The 15,534-nt window shown below is 73.0% G+C and carries 12 protein-coding genes; 1 reads left to right on the top strand and 11 read right to left on the bottom strand.

What is annotated here, in order from left to right; all coding sequences use genetic code 11:
• Positions 1 to 308 precede the first annotated feature (308 nt).
• From ACFYOU_RS06680 to ACFYOU_RS06700, 5 genes are all read right to left on the bottom strand, one after another.
• Positions 309 to 4,445 (bottom strand): Rne/Rng family ribonuclease, encoded by a 4,137-nt coding sequence (locus ACFYOU_RS06680; protein WP_391303950.1) that lies wholly within the window; start codon positions 4,443 to 4,445, stop codon positions 309 to 311.
• Between the two features lie 237 nt (positions 4,446 to 4,682).
• Entirely contained in the window at positions 4,683 to 5,531 is an 849-nt protein-coding gene (locus tag ACFYOU_RS06685; protein WP_389763120.1) for a TIGR03936 family radical SAM-associated protein, read from the bottom strand.
• Between the two features lie 47 nt (positions 5,532 to 5,578).
• On the bottom strand, positions 5,579 to 6,682 hold the full coding sequence (locus ACFYOU_RS06690) for a hypothetical protein (protein WP_391303951.1): 1,104 nt from the start codon (positions 6,680 to 6,682) through the stop codon (positions 5,579 to 5,581).
• Positions 6,683 to 6,789: 107 nt separating this feature from the next.
• Positions 6,790 to 8,301, bottom strand: coding sequence for an MFS transporter (locus ACFYOU_RS06695; RefSeq protein ID WP_391303952.1), 1,512 nt, complete (start codon positions 8,299 to 8,301; stop codon positions 6,790 to 6,792).
• An 86-nt stretch (positions 8,302 to 8,387) separates the two neighbouring features.
• Positions 8,388 to 8,834 (bottom strand): Rrf2 family transcriptional regulator, encoded by a 447-nt coding sequence (locus ACFYOU_RS06700; RefSeq protein WP_391303953.1) that lies wholly within the window; start codon positions 8,832 to 8,834, stop codon positions 8,388 to 8,390.
• Positions 8,835 to 9,127: 293 nt separating this feature from the next.
• On the opposite strand from ACFYOU_RS06700, the gene ACFYOU_RS06705 reads away from it, so the two are divergent.
• Positions 9,128 to 12,451, top strand: coding sequence for a S8 family serine peptidase (locus ACFYOU_RS06705; protein WP_391303954.1), 3,324 nt, complete (start codon positions 9,128 to 9,130; stop codon positions 12,449 to 12,451).
• 67 nt (positions 12,452 to 12,518) lie between these two features.
• On the opposite strand, the gene ACFYOU_RS06710 is transcribed toward ACFYOU_RS06705, so the two are convergent.
• From ACFYOU_RS06710 to ACFYOU_RS06735, 6 genes are all read right to left on the bottom strand, one after another.
• Positions 12,519 to 12,995, bottom strand: a complete 477-nt coding sequence (locus ACFYOU_RS06710) for a hypothetical protein (protein WP_391303955.1) — start codon at positions 12,993 to 12,995, stop codon at positions 12,519 to 12,521.
• A gap of 99 nt (positions 12,996 to 13,094) precedes the next feature.
• Positions 13,095 to 13,319 carry a DUF397 domain-containing protein gene (locus ACFYOU_RS06715; protein ID WP_385487498.1) on the bottom strand — a complete coding sequence of 75 codons (225 nt, stop codon included), beginning with the start codon at positions 13,317 to 13,319 and terminating at the stop codon, positions 13,095 to 13,097.
• A 277-nt stretch (positions 13,320 to 13,596) separates the two neighbouring features.
• The gene (locus tag ACFYOU_RS06720) at positions 13,597 to 13,791 is read right to left on the bottom strand and encodes a hypothetical protein (protein ID WP_391303956.1); all 195 of its coding nucleotides are present in this window, start codon (positions 13,789 to 13,791) and stop codon (positions 13,597 to 13,599) included.
• A 66-nt stretch (positions 13,792 to 13,857) separates the two neighbouring features.
• On the bottom strand, positions 13,858 to 14,688 hold the full coding sequence (locus tag ACFYOU_RS06725) for a Scr1 family TA system antitoxin-like transcriptional regulator (RefSeq protein WP_391303957.1): 831 nt from the start codon (positions 14,686 to 14,688) through the stop codon (positions 13,858 to 13,860).
• On the bottom strand, positions 14,685 to 15,212 hold the full coding sequence (locus tag ACFYOU_RS06730) for a DUF6879 family protein (RefSeq protein ID WP_391303958.1): 528 nt from the start codon (positions 15,210 to 15,212) through the stop codon (positions 14,685 to 14,687). The genes ACFYOU_RS06725 and ACFYOU_RS06730 overlap by 4 nt, the downstream gene beginning before the upstream one ends.
• Positions 15,196 to 15,387 carry a hypothetical protein gene (locus tag ACFYOU_RS06735; protein ID WP_391303959.1) on the bottom strand — a complete coding sequence of 64 codons (192 nt, stop codon included), beginning with the start codon at positions 15,385 to 15,387 and terminating at the stop codon, positions 15,196 to 15,198. Before ACFYOU_RS06735 ends, ACFYOU_RS06730 begins: the two co-directional genes overlap by 17 nt.
• Between the last annotated feature and the right edge of the window lie 147 nt (positions 15,388 to 15,534).

Here is a 15,534-nt window from a genome sequence, read left to right on the forward strand (position 1 = left end):
CACACGGGCCCGGGGGCCGTGGATCCACGAGGGCGAGCGGCCTCTCCGGCCCGGCCCTGACGGTCCGAGGTGGAGGGAGGTGCTCAAAGGGATGGCGCAGGAACGCCGACGCTCTAGGTTACGGGGCCCTCCGCGGCCGGTCAAACCGGGCCCCGACCCGTGCCCGGGACACCCGGGAACGGACGCGCCGGCGGCCCGGAACCGAAGTCCCGGGCCGCCGGCGAGGTGCTCGACCGTGTGCCGACCGTGACCGTCGGTCACCCTTCAGTGGTCCTCCGGGCGGCCTTCGGTCGACGGTCGGGCGGCCGTCAGTCCTCCGTGGAGGCGGTGACGGTCGGCGCCGTCTGCTGCTCCGCCGCGGCGGTCTTCTTGGTCGCCTTCTTGGCGACGGTCTTCTTCGCGGTCGCCTTCTTGGCCGTCGTCGTCTTCTTGGCGACGGTCTTCTTGGCGGCCGTCTTCTTGGCCGGTGCCTTCTTCGCGGTGGCCTTCTTGGCGGCCGTCTTGCGCGCCGTCTTCTTCGCGGGCGGCGCGGCCTCGTCGGCGGTCGCCTCCTCGGCCAGGGCCTCCTCGTCCCGGCCGGCCGCCTCGTTGGCCTCCACGACCTCGACGGGCGCGGGAGCCTCCGCCGCGGGCACGACCACGACGGCCGCTTCCTCGGACGCGGTGGGCGCGGTGGCCTTGCGCACGGCCCGGCGCCGCGGACGGGCGGGAGCCGCGTCGGCGACCGGTTCCGGGGCCTCGACCGGCTCCGGGGCCACCGGCTCCGTCACCGGCTCGACCACCGGGACGGTGACCTCGGCGGCCTCGGCCGCCGCGCCGTCGCCCTGCGGGGAGCCCGCGGGGGCGCTGGCCTTACGGGTGGCCCGGCGCCGCGTACGGCCCTGCACAGCGGCCTCGGGGGCCTTCTCCCGAGCCACCTCGGCGACCGGCTCGGTCACCGCGGCCGGCTCCGGGGCCTGCGCCACCGGGGCCTCGGCCACGGGGGCGGCCTCGGCGGGGGCCGGGCGCTCGGCGGGGGCCTCGTCGGCGCCCCTGGGCGCACCGGCCGGAGCGGACGCACGACGGCCGCCCCGACGCCGGGAACGACCCCGGCCCGCCGCGGCCTCCGCCTCGGCGACACTGCTGTACAGCTCCTCGTCGGGCGCGAAGTCCGGTGCGCCCAGCGCGACGGGCTCGGCGACCTCGGCGGCGACCTCCGCCGCCGTCTCCTGCTCCGGCTCGGCGGCCGGGGCCTCGGCGAGCTCGTGCACGTGCTCGTCGTGGCCGTCGGCGCCACCGCCGCGGCGCTTCTTGCGCTTGCCGCCACCGCCGATGGACGTCGGCTGCTCCATGTGGACGATCACACCGCGGCCGTTGCAGTGGACGCAGGTCTCGGAGAAGGACTCCAGCAGGCCCTGGCCCACCCGCTTGCGGGTCATCTGCACCAGGCCCAGCGAGGTGACCTCGGCGACCTGGTGCTTGGTGCGGTCGCGCCCCAGGCATTCGAGCAGCCGTCGCAGCACCAGGTCCCGGTTGGACTCCAGGACCATGTCGATGAAGTCGATGACGACGATGCCGCCGAGGTCGCGCAGCCGGAGCTGACGCACGATCTCCTCGGCCGCTTCGAGGTTGTTCCTCGTCACGGTCTCTTCGAGGTTGCCGCCCTGACCGGTGAACTTGCCGGTGTTGACGTCGACCACGACCATGGCCTCGGTCTTGTCGATGACCAGCGAACCGCCCGACGGCAGGTAGACCTTGCGGTCCAGCGCCTTGATCAGCTGCTCGTCGATCCGGTACGTCGCGAAGACGTCCACCTCGGAGGTCCACCGCTGGAGCCGGTCGGCCAGGTCGGGCGCCACGTGCGACACGTAGCCGTGGATGGTCGCCCAGGCGTCGTCACCGCTGACGATGACCTTGGAGAAGTCCTCGTTGAAGATGTCGCGGACGACCCGGACCGTCATGTCCGGCTCGCCGTAGAGCAGCGTCGGGGCGTTGCCCGTCTTCGCCTTCTTCTTGATGTCCTCCCACTGCGCCTGGAGGCGTTCCACGTCGCGGCGCAGCTCGTCCTCGCTGGCGCCCTCGGCGGCGGTGCGCACGATGACGCCCGCGTCCTCGGGGACGATCTTCTTCAGGATCGTCTTCAGCCGGGCGCGCTCGGTGTCCGGGAGCTTGCGGCTGATCCCCGTCATCGAGCCCTCGGGCACGTACACGAGGTAGCGGCCCGGGAGGGAGACCTGGCTGGTGAGCCGGGCGCCCTTGTGGCCGATCGGGTCCTTGGTGACCTGGACGAGCACGGACTGTCCGGACTTGAGGGCGCTCTCGATCCGGCGCGGACCGGACATGCCGAGGGCCTCGAAGTTGACCTCGCCCGCGTACAGGACGGCGTTGCGGCCCTTGCCGATGTCGATGAAGGCGGCCTCCATCGACGGCAGGACGTTCTGCACCTTGCCCAGGTAGACGTTGCCGACGTACGACGTCGACTGCTCCTTGTTCACGTAGTGCTCGACGAGGACGTTGTCCTCCAGCACGCCGATCTGGGTGCGCTCGCCGTACTGGCGGACCACCATGACCCGCTCGACGGCTTCCCGGCGGGCCAGGAACTCGGCCTCCGTGATGATCGGGACACGACGGCGGCCCTGCTCGCGGCCCTCGCGACGGCGCTGCTTCTTCGCCTCCAGACGGGTGGAGCCCTTGATGGACTGCACCTCGTCGGACGCGGGCCGCTCCTCCTTCTTGCGGGGCTCGCGGACCTTGACGACCGTGCGCTCCGGGTCGTCGGACCCGGTGTCGGCGTTGTCCCCGGCGCGGCGCCGGCGGCGACGGCGGCGACGGCTGCTGCTGGAGCCACCGCCGTCGGCGTCATCGTCGTCGTCCGCGTCGGCGTCTGCCTCGTCGGAGTGCCGGCCCGCGCCCTCGGCACGGTCGGACTCGGCGGCGCCGTCCTCGGCCCGGTCGGTCTCGTCGGCGTCGTCCTCGGACTCGTCGGAGCCGTTGTCGTCGCCCTCGGCGTGCTCGCCACGGCGACGACGGCGGCCACCGCGACGGCGACGGCGACGGGAACCCGTCTCCTCGGTCTCCTCGACCTCGTCGGCCTCGATCTCCTCGGCGTCGACCTCGACCCCGTCGACGGGCGCCTCGGCCGCGACGGTCTCGGACGGCGCGGCGACGGCTGCGGGCTCCTGGGACTGCGGGGCGGCGGCGGGGACGGCCACCCGGCGGCGACGGCGACGGCGGGACCCCGCGGTGTCGGCGGCGTCCGCCTCCGACCGCTCGGTGCGCTCGGCGCTCGGGGCGGGGGTCGTCTCCTCGGGCTCCTCGATCTCCTCGGGCTCCTCGGGCTCCTCGACGACGTTGCGGGCCTGCGCGGCCTCGGCAGCGGCGCGCTCGGGCGTCTGGAACATCGGCTCGGCGAAGACGGGTGCCTGGAAGACGGCGACGGCCGGCCGCGCGGGCCGCTCGTCCCTGCCCCCGCGGGTGTTGTGCTGGGCGGGCTCGGAGAAGCCGACGGCGGCCCGGGTGGCACGGCGACGGGAGCGCTTGGGCGCTGCCTCCTCCACCGGAGCCGACTCGGCCGGCGGCGCTTCGGCGACCGGGGTCTCGACGGCCGGCGCCTCGGCCGCGGCCCGGGTGGCACGGCGACGCCCACGCTTGGGCGCTGCCTCCTCCGCGGGGGCTTCCTCGACGGGTGCCGCCTCGGCGGGGGTCTCGGCCGGTGCGTCCGCGGTGGTCGGTGCCTGGGCGGAGGCGGTGGCCCGGGTGGCGCGACGGCGCGCCCGCTTGGGGGCCGCCTCCTCCACCGGAGCCGACTCGGCCGGCGCCGCTTCGGCGACCGGTGCGGGCTGCTGCTCGGCGGCGGCCTCGGCCGGCGGGTGCTCGGACGTCGTGGCGGAGGCCACGGCGCGGGTCGCCCGGCGACGGGTGCGCGCGGGTGCGGCGGAAACGGCCGGTGCGGGCTGTTCCTCGTCGGCGGAGTCGTCCGGCTCCGGGACCTCGGCGTCCGCCGCGGTCCCGTCGGACGCCTGCGGGGTGCCGGCGGGCGCCGAAGCGCGGCGCACGGCGCGACGCCGCGCACGGGGCTCCGGCACGGGCTCGACGACGGGCTCCTCGGCCGGTGCCGCCTCGGCCACGGGCTCCTCGGCGGGGGTGTCGGCCGGTGCCGCGGGCTGTGTCGCGGGGGTACCGACGGGCGCGGAGGCCCGTCGGACGGCCCTGCGGCGCGTACGGGGGGCGGGCGCCTCGGCGGCGTCCTCGGTGCTGCTGTCCGCGGCGGGGGCCGCGGCGGCGGGCGTCGGGTCCTCGGTGGACGACGCCTCGGCGGACGCGCCGGCCGGGGACCCGGCGGGACGCGAGGCCGCGCGGCGCCTGCGGCGCGGCGGCAGGGTGTCGCCGGGGCCCTCGGCGCCGGCGGACGTGCGCGTGGTGGGTTCGGTGTGGGAACCCTCGGTGGATTCGATCGGTTCGAGCATGCGGGCGGTTCTCCCGTCGGCTCCCGGGCGCCGCGCCTGTTCCGGTGACGTCCGCGGCTCACGCACTGGTGTGCGGGGCCGCCGTCCGGGGCGTGGGCGCCGCACGGGAGCTTTCTGTGTCCTGTCTCGCCGGTTCCGTACGCCTTGTCGCGTACGGCCTGGCGAAAGTCTTGTGGTCGGTGCGCTGCCCGACCCAGGTGGCTCCCGGATACGAGGGCGACGCTACGACGTCCGTCCTTACGCGGGCCCTTCCGGCGCCGCTGCCGTCGCGGCGGCGGGCGTGGCGACCCCGGGAACAGAAGCCGGGGCGGCCTCGACCGCCTCGCGGTCGGGCGCGAGCGGGTCGGAAACCGTGCCGGTCTCCTCATCGAAAAGCCCCTGCGCCAGCCTGGTCACCGCTACGGGGACCGGCGGCGCCAGGTCGGCCACAGCTCGGAGACCGGACAGGACGTCGTCGGGTCGTACGGCAGGCGTCACGTGCCGAACAACCAGGCGCAGTATCGCACAGGGCCGGACGCCCGGCCCATCAGGCCGGGGCGCGTCCGTCCCGGGTGGGACCGCTGTGCCGTCCGTGTCCCCCGGTGCGGCCGGGTTCCCGGCGAGCTCCAGGTGGGCGACGGCGGCCCGGGCGTCGAAGGTGCGCATCCCGTTCTTCGTCCGGCGCTGCACCTCCACCACCTCGGCGGCCGTGAAGGCGTCGACGGCGCGGCGGGCGGCGTCGGGCGCCACTCCGTCGAGCCGCAACTCCCACACGGAACCGGTCAGCCGGTCCGCGAGGCCCGAGGTGCGGACCTCCACCGCGTCGACGATGTCGAGCCCGGTCGGGAGCGATGCGTCGAGCAGGGCCCGCAGGGTCCCGGGATCACGCGCCTCGGTGAGGGCGATCTCCAGGTACTCCGCCTCACTGCCCGTGCCGGTGGGTGCGGCATTGGCGTACGACACCTTCGGGTGGGGGGTGAACCCGGCCGAGTACGCCATGGGCACCTCGGCACGGCGCAACGCCCGCTCGAACGCGCGCTGGAAATCACGGTGGCTGGTGAACCGGAGGCGGCCGCGCTTGGTGTAACGCAATCTGATGCGCTGCACCGCGGGCGCGGGCGGGGGGCCTTCGGGCTGTCGCTTGCCCAGTGTCGTCAGTCCTTCGTGAGTGCGGTCTTACTCTTGCCTAGGGTACGTCGCGGATCGTCTCCGGGTTCAGGTGACCCGGAAGCCTGCTGGTGCGGGGCCCGTGGAGGTGCCGTGTGCGGGGGCCCCGCCGACGTGCGCGGCACGGCCGTCCGCTCGGGTCGTGAGCCGAACAGCATCCGCCGGACGTCCGCCCGGGCCTGGCGGGCGCCCTCCCGTACGGAGGCGAGGGCCTGGCGCGCGCCGTGGCCGACCTCCCGGGCGACCCGCGCGGCCGGCCGCCACAGCACGTCCCGGACCAGGTGCCCGACCGGGGTGCACACGGTGCGGTAGACCCACGTCGCGGGCGCCTTGAACAGGAGTGCGAACGCCGCACCGAGGAACCGGCCGACCGCCCGGGAGATCCGGCCGGCGATCCGCCAGGCGTGCCCCAGGGCGTCCACCACTTCCCGCCCGACCACGGCCAGGGCCCGCCCGAGCGGCACCAACAGCCAGCGCCACAGCCCCACGGCCGGGTAGTGGACCAGCAGGCGCAGCGTCCAGTAGAGGGCGTACCCCAGCCCCCTGCCCACCGGGACCAGGACCCAGGTCCACAGCCAGGACAGCGGGACGAGGACGCACACCCGCAGCAGCCACGCCAGGCCGGCGCCGACACCGCGCCCCAGCGGGGCCAGAGCGCGCGCCCAGAGCCACTGCGCCCCGTGCCCCAGCGGGGTGAACACCGCCCGGTACAGCCAGGTCAGGGGCGTCACGACCAGGGTGCGCAGCAGCCAGCCGGTCCCCCGCCAGAGCGCAGAGAGCAGCCACAGCAGGGCGCGGCACAGCGGGACGAGGACCCACTCGGCCAACCACTGCACCGGTACGACGACCAGGGTCCGGCCGAGCCACCCCAGCGCACGGCCCAGGGGGCGCAGGGCGTACCGCCACAGGAACGCGCCGGCCAGGAGCAGCGCGTCCCACAGCAGCCGCGCGGGCACCACCAGGGCGAGCACCAGGAGGCGCACCGGCAGCCGGACGGCCACGGCGAGGCACCCGGGGTCCTCGCCGTGGCCGTCCGGTCGCCGTTCGGGCCGTTCGGGCCCCGGCGTGCGCTCCTGCTCGATCAGGTCCATGTGTCCACAGACACGTGGCGCACCCGGACCGTTTCGCCGGCGGCCGACTCCGTGGCCAAGGTGTTACCCGGCCACCGGGCGGGTCCGTCACCGGGGAGCCGTCCTCGTCACCGCGGGGCGGAGGTCGCACCGCCCGGGCCCGGGGCCGCGGGGGCCGCCTCGGCCTTCGGTCCGGCATCGGCATCGGCCCGGGCCACGGCGGGGGCCTCGGGGCCGGCCGTGGGACGCATCCGTGACGCGACGACGAGCGCGAGGACGACGACCGCGGCCATGGCCAGGAAGACGTCGGAGTAGGCCGAGCCGTCCGCACCGGGGTGGAGGGGGTTGACGGCGTCACCGCCGCCCTGCTGCCGCGCGGACACCAGCACGCCGAACACGGCGGGGCCCGTACCGGCCCCGAGGAACTGGGCCCCCTGGAGGACCCCGAGGCCGACACCGGTGCGCTCGGGGGGCAGCTCGCGCGCCGCAGCGCCGATGACGGTGGTCATCACCAGCATGAAGCCGATGCTCAGCCCGAGGATCCCGACACCGGCGAAGACCACCGAGGAGCCGCCGGCGAAGGTCGAGAGGAACAGCGAGGACAGTCCGATGAGGCCGAGCCCGCAGAGCACCAGGAGCCGGGTGTCGACGCGGCCGGCGAGGCGCCCGATCCACGGGGCGAGGAGCGCGGTCACGACTCCGGCCGGGATCATGACCAGGGCGCCCTCCCCCGGGGTGAGTTCGTTGACCTCCACCAGCAGCAGCGGGACGAACACCAGACCGCCGAGGTTGACGGCCATGGCCAGGAACGCGACGAGGACGCCGGTCCGGTAGACGCGGTTCGTGAACAGCGACGGCGGAACGAACGGCTGGTCGACGCGGACGGTGCGCACCCCGAAGAGCACGAGCGCCGCGACCGCGACCGCGAGGCTGCCCCAGGAGAGGGGTTCGGTGAAGCCGGAGACCTGCGCCCGGGTCATGCCGAACAGGACCAGACCGGCTCCGAGGCCGAGGAGCAGGCCACCGGGGAGGTCGAGCCGGCCCGTGCTCCGCGGGGTCGCGTCCGGGAGCACGCGCAGGGCCGGGACGAGCAGCAGCAGCGAGACCACCAGCATGATCCAGAACAGTGCGGGCCAGCTGAGCGCTTCCCCGATGCCGCCGCCCAGCGCCGGACCCACGGCGGTGCCGACGCCGGCACCGGCGGACACGACGCCGATCCCGACGCCGCGCCGCTTGGGCGGCAGCAGGGTCGTCACGGCGATGATCGAGAGCACCGGGATCGCGGCCGCGCCCATGCCCGTCACGATCCGCCCGGCCACGAGTACGGCCAGACTCGGGGAGAGCGCGCAGATCAGGCTGCCGACGGCGTAGGTGAGGAGCGCGAAGGCGAAGAGCCGGCGCAGGCTCACCCGGTCCGAGATGCGGCCGTACAGGGGGATCCCGACCGAGAACATCAGCAGGAATCCGGTGACGACCCAGGCGAGTTCCGCCTCGGACGCCCCGAACTCGGCCCCGATCGTCGGAAGCATCAGATTGACCATGTCGCTGGCCGCGACCGTGACGAGGATCGCCGGCATCAGCACGGCCAGTAAGCCCAGTCCCGAGCCGGTCCGCTCGGTCGTTGTGGACGTGGAAGTCATACGAGGCCCTCCGGGCGGCTTTCCGCCACCATGATAGTTACAGTTAGGGCAAAAGAAAGGGCGGAGGACACCGCCTCCGCCGTCGGTCAGTCGCCGGCGCGTTGCGCGACTTCGCGTTCGCTCGCCAGCACCTGCCGGACGAGGTGGGCGATCGTCGTCCGCCCGAGCCGTTCCTTCATGGCCCGCTCCGCGTCCTGGAACTCCACCTCGAGCAGCTTCTGCATGTTCCGCCCCACCTCGCACTCGGCGCTCGGCGGATGCGGGTACCGCGAGAGGATCGGGCCCGCCTCCACGGCGGCGTACGCGTCGTGGAGCGTGATCTCACGGGCGGGCCGGGCGAGCGACCAACCGCCGTTGCGCCCCTCGGCGGACCAGACCAGACCGGCGTCCCGCAGACCGCCGAGGATCCGCCGCACCAGAACCGGATTGCTGGCCAGACTCTCCGCGATCTCCGCGGAGGTCAGCGAGCGGTCCCAGCGCCCCAGCATGGTGAGTGCGTGGATCGCGACCGCGCTCCTACTGCTGATGCCCACCGAGACCCCTTCACGACCGCCGGCCCGTCAACGTCAACCAAACTGCAACAACGCTAGTAGCAGTTTGATCCACGCGTCAACCCGGCACGCGGTCCGCTCCGGGACGACCGGCCCCCTTGCCCTCACGTGGGCCCGGCCGCGCCCACGCAGGGCGAGGAGCGAAATCCGGCCATCGCCGGAACCGGTGGCAACGCGCACGTGCAGCGCCGCACTCTCACGCACCGGGAGCGGGAAACGGGGCGGCCGCCCCCCGACGTCTCCTCGACGGCCCCGCCGAACAGCAGGGAGTCACCTTGCCCTCCACCAGACGTCGGGGCCGCGGCGCGGCGACCGCCGCCGCGACCCTCACGGCGGCGGCGCTCATAGCCGGGCTGACCGCCACCCCCTCGTTCGCCGGACCCGGCGCACCACCTGTCGGTACGGCCCGCGCCGCCGGGCTCCGCTGGGTCACCCTGATCACGGGGGACCGAGTCGGCGTGGACGCCCGGGGCGGGGTCGTCACGGTCGACCGGGCCGAGGGCCGGGGCGAGGTCCCCGTACGGAGCTGGACCGAGAAGGGCCGCACCTACGTCGTCCCGGCCGACGCCGAACGACTCGTCGCCCGGGGCACCCTCGACCGCCGCCTCTTCGACGTCACGGGGCTCAGCACCCCGGGGAGCCTGCTGGCCCACGGCAAGGGCCTCAAGGTCATCGTCGCGTACGAGGGCGCCTCGGGCCCCACCGCCCGTACCGGGGTGCGCGGCGACGCCGAGGTGCAGCGGACCCTGCCCTCGCTCAACGCGGACGCCGTGACCGTTCCGGAGCGGGACCCGGGCGCACTGTGGACCGCCCTCACCCGCACGACCGCGGGGGACGCCCGTACGACCCGGGCCGTTGCGGGCGTCGACCGCGTCTGGTTGGACGCGGTGCGCACCGCCTCCCTCGACAGGAGCACGGCACGGATCGGCGCGCCCGAGGCGTGGCGGGCCGGGTACGACGGGACGGGCGTCACCATCGCCGTCCTCGACACCGGCGTGGACGAGACCCACGCGGACCTGACGGGCAAGGTCGTCGGGGCGCACAACTTCTCGGACGCGCCCGACACCACGGACCGCAACGGGCACGGCACCCACGTCGCGTCGACCGCGGCGGGCACCGGCGCCCGCTCGGGCGGTACGCACCGGGGGGTCGCGCCGGGCGCCAAGGTGCTCAGTGCCAAGGTGCTCAACGACTTCGCCCGCGGCACCGACTCCCAGATCCTCGCCGGCATGGACTGGGCCGTGGCGCAGGGTGCGGACGTCATCAACCTGAGCCTCGGCGGCCTCGACACCCCCGACCTGGACCCGTTGGAGGCCCACGTCAACAAGCTCTCCCGGGAGAAGGGCGTCCTGTTCGCCGTCGCCGCCGGCAACAGCGGACCGGGCGCCGGCTCGATCGAGTCGCCGGGCAGCGCGGACGCCGCCCTCACCGTCGGTGCCGTGGACGACTCCGACCGGACGGCCCGCTTCTCCGCGGTCGGGCCGAGGCTCGGCGACGGCGCGGTCAAGCCGGACGTCACCGGGCCCGGCGTCGACACCACCGCCGCTTCCGCCGCCGGCAGCACCCTCGCACGGCGGTACGGGGAGAACCCGCCCGGTTACCTCTCGATCTCCGGCACCTCGATGGCCGCGCCGCACGCTGCGGGCGCCGCCGCCCTGCTCAAGCAGCGCAACCCCGACTGGTCGGGCGCACGCATCAAGTCCGTGCTCACCGCCTCCACCGAGGACGGCGGCCACGGCGTGTTCCAGCAGGGCACGGGGCGGATCGCCGTCGGCGCGGCCCTGAAGCAGTCCGTGGTCAGCGACACGTCCACCGTCGCCTTCGGCCGGCAGCAGTGGCCGCACACCGACGACCAGCCCGTCACCAAGGAGATCACCTACCGCAACCTCGGGGACCGGGAGGTCGTACTGGAGCTGACGGCCCGCGGCCTCGACCCGCAGGGCCGGCCCGCCCCGGCCGGGTTCTTCACGCTCGGCGCCGACCGGGTCACCGTGCCCGCCGGCGGCACCGCCGCCGTGCCGGTGACGGCGAACACCCGGATCGGCGGCTCCGTGGACGGCGCCTACACCGCGACCGTCGTCGCGACCGGTGGCGGACAGACCGTGCGCACCACCGCCGCCGTGGACCGCGAGGTCGAGTCGTACGACCTGACCCTCCGTCACACCGGGCCGGACGGCAATCCCAGCAGCGAGTTCTTCAGCCGCCTCGTCCAACTCTCCGGCGCGGCCGAGTTCTCCGGCACCTACGCCGAGGGCAAGGCCACCGCGACGTTCCGGCTCCCGAAGGGCAGTTACGTCCTGGACGCGGACCGTTCCACCGCGTCCGCGTCGGACTGGCTGACCCACCCCAAGCTGGAGCTGACGGAGGACACCACCGTCGAGGTCGACGCGCGGCTCGCGCGGCCCGTCCGGATGAGCATCCCGGACGCCCCGGCCCCGATGACCGACGCCCGTAGGACCCTGTCGGTCGCGGCCGGCCCGGGGTTCTACTCGACCTTCCGGTTCTTCGACTCCTTCGACGGCCTGCGCACCGCACAGCTCGGCCCCCGGCAGCCCACCGGCGTCACGCTCACCGAGTCCTTCGCCGCCCAGTGGGAGGGCGGCACGTCGGCCCAGTACAACGGCGCTGCCGGCGGGCCGGTCGAACGGCTCTCCACCGGCCACGACACGACGTTCACGGCCGCCGACCTCGCGAAGGTCTCCGCGACCGCGGGCTCCTCGGTTCCGGGCAAGAAGGCGGTGTCCACGCTGGTCAGCGGCGTGGACGACATCCACTTCACCTCCGAGGTCCCGTTCGACCTGCCCGGTACCCGGACCCACTACGGGGCCACCGCCGGGAAGGCCAACCGCTGGTCGGTGCGGGTGGCACAGCTCGGCGCCGACGGGCGTGAGGAGACCGACCACACCTCCCCGGTGCGGCACCGCCGTCCGGGCGGGAACCACCGGATGACCCTCGGCACCGCCGTCCACTCCCCGCTGATGGACGAGCGGGCCGGTGTCTTCCGTGACGAGGACGTCCTCTTCGCCACGGTGCCGCTGTTCTCCGACGGCAGGGGCAACACCGGCTGGTCCGCGTACGCCTCCGCGCGGAGCGTGCTCCACCGGGGCAGCACCGAGGTCGCGCAGAGCGCGGGTCAGCTGGACGGCATGAGCGGGTTCGAGGTCGGTGCGGACGACGCCGAGTACACCCTGACCACCTCGGTGCGGCGCGGTCCGTCCGTGTCCGCGGTCGGGACCCGCATCGACGGTTCCTGGACCTTCCGCAGTGCGCGGCCGGCGGCGGGCGAGTACACCAGGACCCTACTGTCCACGGTCCGGTTCGGTGCCCGGGTCGCCCTCGACGGCACCGTTCCCGCGGGTCGTACGGCGACCTTCCCGGTGACCGTCCAGGGGCCGGCGGCCGGCGCGGGAGCGAAGTCGCTCACCGTCTCCGTCTCCTACGACTCCGGCGCCACCTGGAAGGACGTGCCCGTGACCCGGGGGAAGATCGAGGTCAAGAACCCGGCGCGGGGGAAGTCGGTGACCCTGCGCGGTCAGGTCACCGACCGACAGGGCGGCAAGGCGAGCGTGACCGTGTACGACGCGTACCTCGGCCGGTAGCGGACGGGGGGCGCGCCGCGCTCCGGACGTTCACGCGGTCCCCGGCACCAGCCGGGGACCGCGTGCTTCATGCGCGGGCCCGCCGAGCCGGGCAGGGCAGATCGGGAGCGGCACGGTTCGGGGAACACGTGACCAGCGCGACCGAGTGGAACGCCGTGCCCTTCAGGTAGTGGCCGAGGGAGACGTCCCCTCCCCAGGTCAGCCGCTCGACGGTGACTTCCACCAGGAGCGCCAGCCTGACCTCCGACCGCTCCTCCTCAGAGGCGAAACGGGGCGCGAACTCCGCGAGTTGCCGGCCCAGCCACGCGCCGGCGCCCTGCGCTTCCTGCCAGGTCCCCCGGATCACGGAGGGCGGTTTCATCAGCCAGTGCGCCGTCTGGAGCGGCGGCACGTCGGAAGTCGGGAACACGGCCACGGCTTCCCGGTAACGGTCGACCACCTCCTTCTCGCACGTCGCGCTGGGGGCGCGGCCGGGCGGCCGGCGGACGCTCTCCTTGTCGAACGCCTTCTTCTCCCCGAGCCATGCGTAACCGTGGTGGTGCACCGCTGCTCCGTTCCGTGGTCCGTGGTCCGTGGCCCGTGGGACGACGACGGCCCCGCCGCGGTCGTCAGGGCGAGGCCGTCGGTTCGGACGTGACGTGGATCAGGCGGAGAGGTCGAAACGGGCGGGATCGATGCCCGCTGCTTCCAACTCCGCCGTGGTGAAGCGCAGCGGCTCGGCATCCGGACGCTTGCTGTCGCCCACGGCCCATGCGTCCGGGCCGATCTTCGCGAGGGTCACGCACGCCTCGCCGTCCGGATGCGTGCTGCCGCCGCACGCCTTCGAGAACTCGGCCCCCTCGATGGGGAGCACGTACAGGTCGGTCATCCTCGTGCCCTTCCTGGTTCACCGACGGCCCGGTGAGGACCGCCTCCCGCCCCCTCTCGGGCGGAAGTCTCCGTGCCCCCCATGGCCCGCGCCATCCGCTCCACCACGTCGGCCGGCAGCATCCCGAGATGGACGTAAGGACGGCCGGCGTACGTGACCGTGGGACGCACGCCGCTCCATGCGGACTCGGGCAGACCGAGCGCGGACAGCGCCGCCCGTACCTCCTCGGTGGCGTCCATGGCCCGCGTGCGTGCGTCTTTCCACGTCTGCACGTCCATCACGCCACGGCCGTTCCCCGGCGGAGGCGCTCGCGTGCGTGCCGGTGGACCACGACGGGCGGGCCGCCCGATGCCCGCTCGACGGTTCCGTGCCGGACGGGTTCGAGGGGCTTCCCCTCGCCGTGGCACACGGAACACATCTGGCCCCGGGGCGCGTGCGTCACGTGCTCGTACTCATCGGTCCTGGTCGCCATTGCGTACCCCTTCACCACTTTCCGCGTGTTCCGGAAGGCAATGGTGTCCGAAGGTGGGGCCGCTCTCTAGCCGGTTTCCTGTTCGCGCAAGAACTCGCTCCTGATCCCCGCGATCAGGTCCCGCATCTCGCCTTCAGAGACCGCACGCTCGCTGAACCGTTCGAACTTCGACACGTACGCTTCGATGTCTCGGGGATCAGTCATCACCGTTTCCGCGTGGACCAGCTCAACGGTCACCGTACGGTCGTCCTTGATGGAGAACGAGTGGCCAGGGAAGTCGACCTGAGGGGCCGATAGCGCCACGATCCTGATGTCCACGTTAGGCAGCCGAGATACCGAAATCAGTCGATCCAGCTGTCCCACCATCACCAGGGGCGGAACGATACGCCACCGAAGCACGGGTTCCGTGATGACAAATCGAAAAGTCTTTCCTGCCGAGTACAGGACGCTCTGGCGCGCCAGCCGCGCACCGACCGTTCGCGCCAACTGCGATTCCGTCAGTCGCTTCCTGGCGAAGACCGCCTGCACGTATTCGGGCGTCTGGAGCAGGCCGGGTACGAGCGAGGGCTGGAACAAGCGCAGAAGGGTCGTCTGCGCTTCGATGGCCTGCACCTGCTGCTGTTTACGGCTGTAGCCCAGACGTCGAACGAGCCGCCATGCGGTGACCTCGGTTGCGGCCTCTCTGGCGGCGGCCATGTACTCATTCTTCACCTCGCCCGAGACACCTATGGCGCTGAGGATGCAGTCGACGTCGGTGATGCTCGGAGCCGTGTTCCCGTTCTCGATCTTGGACAGTTTGGAACGGGACATGGCAGCGCCGCGGGCGACGGTCTTGGCCTCCAGTCCGGAGGTCTCCCGCAACGCCCGCAGCGCTGACCCGAGGTTGGACTTCCTCACTCGCCGTACTCGGCCCACCATTCGGCGAATGGCACTGCCTGACTCATGGCCGTATCCCGGTACGCCAAGAACCTCGCCAGTTCCCCCTGTTCGAGGAAATCGGTTCCCAGATACTTTCCCGCACCGTCGTACGTCATGGCGCCGATCGCACTCTCATCGAAGAGCCAGAAGTCGGGAGCATCCGGAATGGGGTTCTCTCGGTGAGTCGTGTCCAGAATGAAGAACTCCTCACCGGCTGTCATGTTGCGACGGTAGCCCCACGAGAGCTCGAATCGCAGATAATCCGTCAGCGGACGGGCCAGGATGTGGACGCGGTAGATTCGCTTCCCCGACTGGACCGCGCTTCCGACCGTCGTCAACCATGCGGCGGTCTTGTGCTCCTCCGGCTGCGGTTCACCCGCGAGGAAGGCACGGTAGGCGTCCACGCCCCCCGACTTGCTGTAGTCGTCCAAGGTCTCCAACCGGAACGCTTCGCGATCGAAGTCCTCAAGCCAATCGCCCAACGTCTTAGATGAGATTGTCACGAACAGCCCTTCGAATGAGCTCGACGGGAATCTCCACCAAGGCTTCTTGAGCAGGGATTTCGAGCCCGTGATCAGCGACGAGTCTTCCCTGAACGGCGAGCGTGCCTCGGTCGGTGGCGTAGATGGTGGGGCACTCACCGTCTTCACATTCACTCACCAGTGGTCGCACCTTCACGTGCCTCCCCAGTCGTCGGGTGTCGGCACCATGTTCGCGACGATCACTGAGGGAATCAAGGGGTTCTGGTTTCCGTAACGGGAAACCGGACGGACTGCCCCGGCGGAAGTCCGCCGTCGGGCCTCTGCTGGGCGAAAACGCCAACGG

It is taken from the genome of Streptomyces sp. NPDC005955, from assembly GCF_042871255.1.
Lineage (GTDB): Bacteria > Actinomycetota > Actinomycetes > Streptomycetales > Streptomycetaceae > Streptomyces.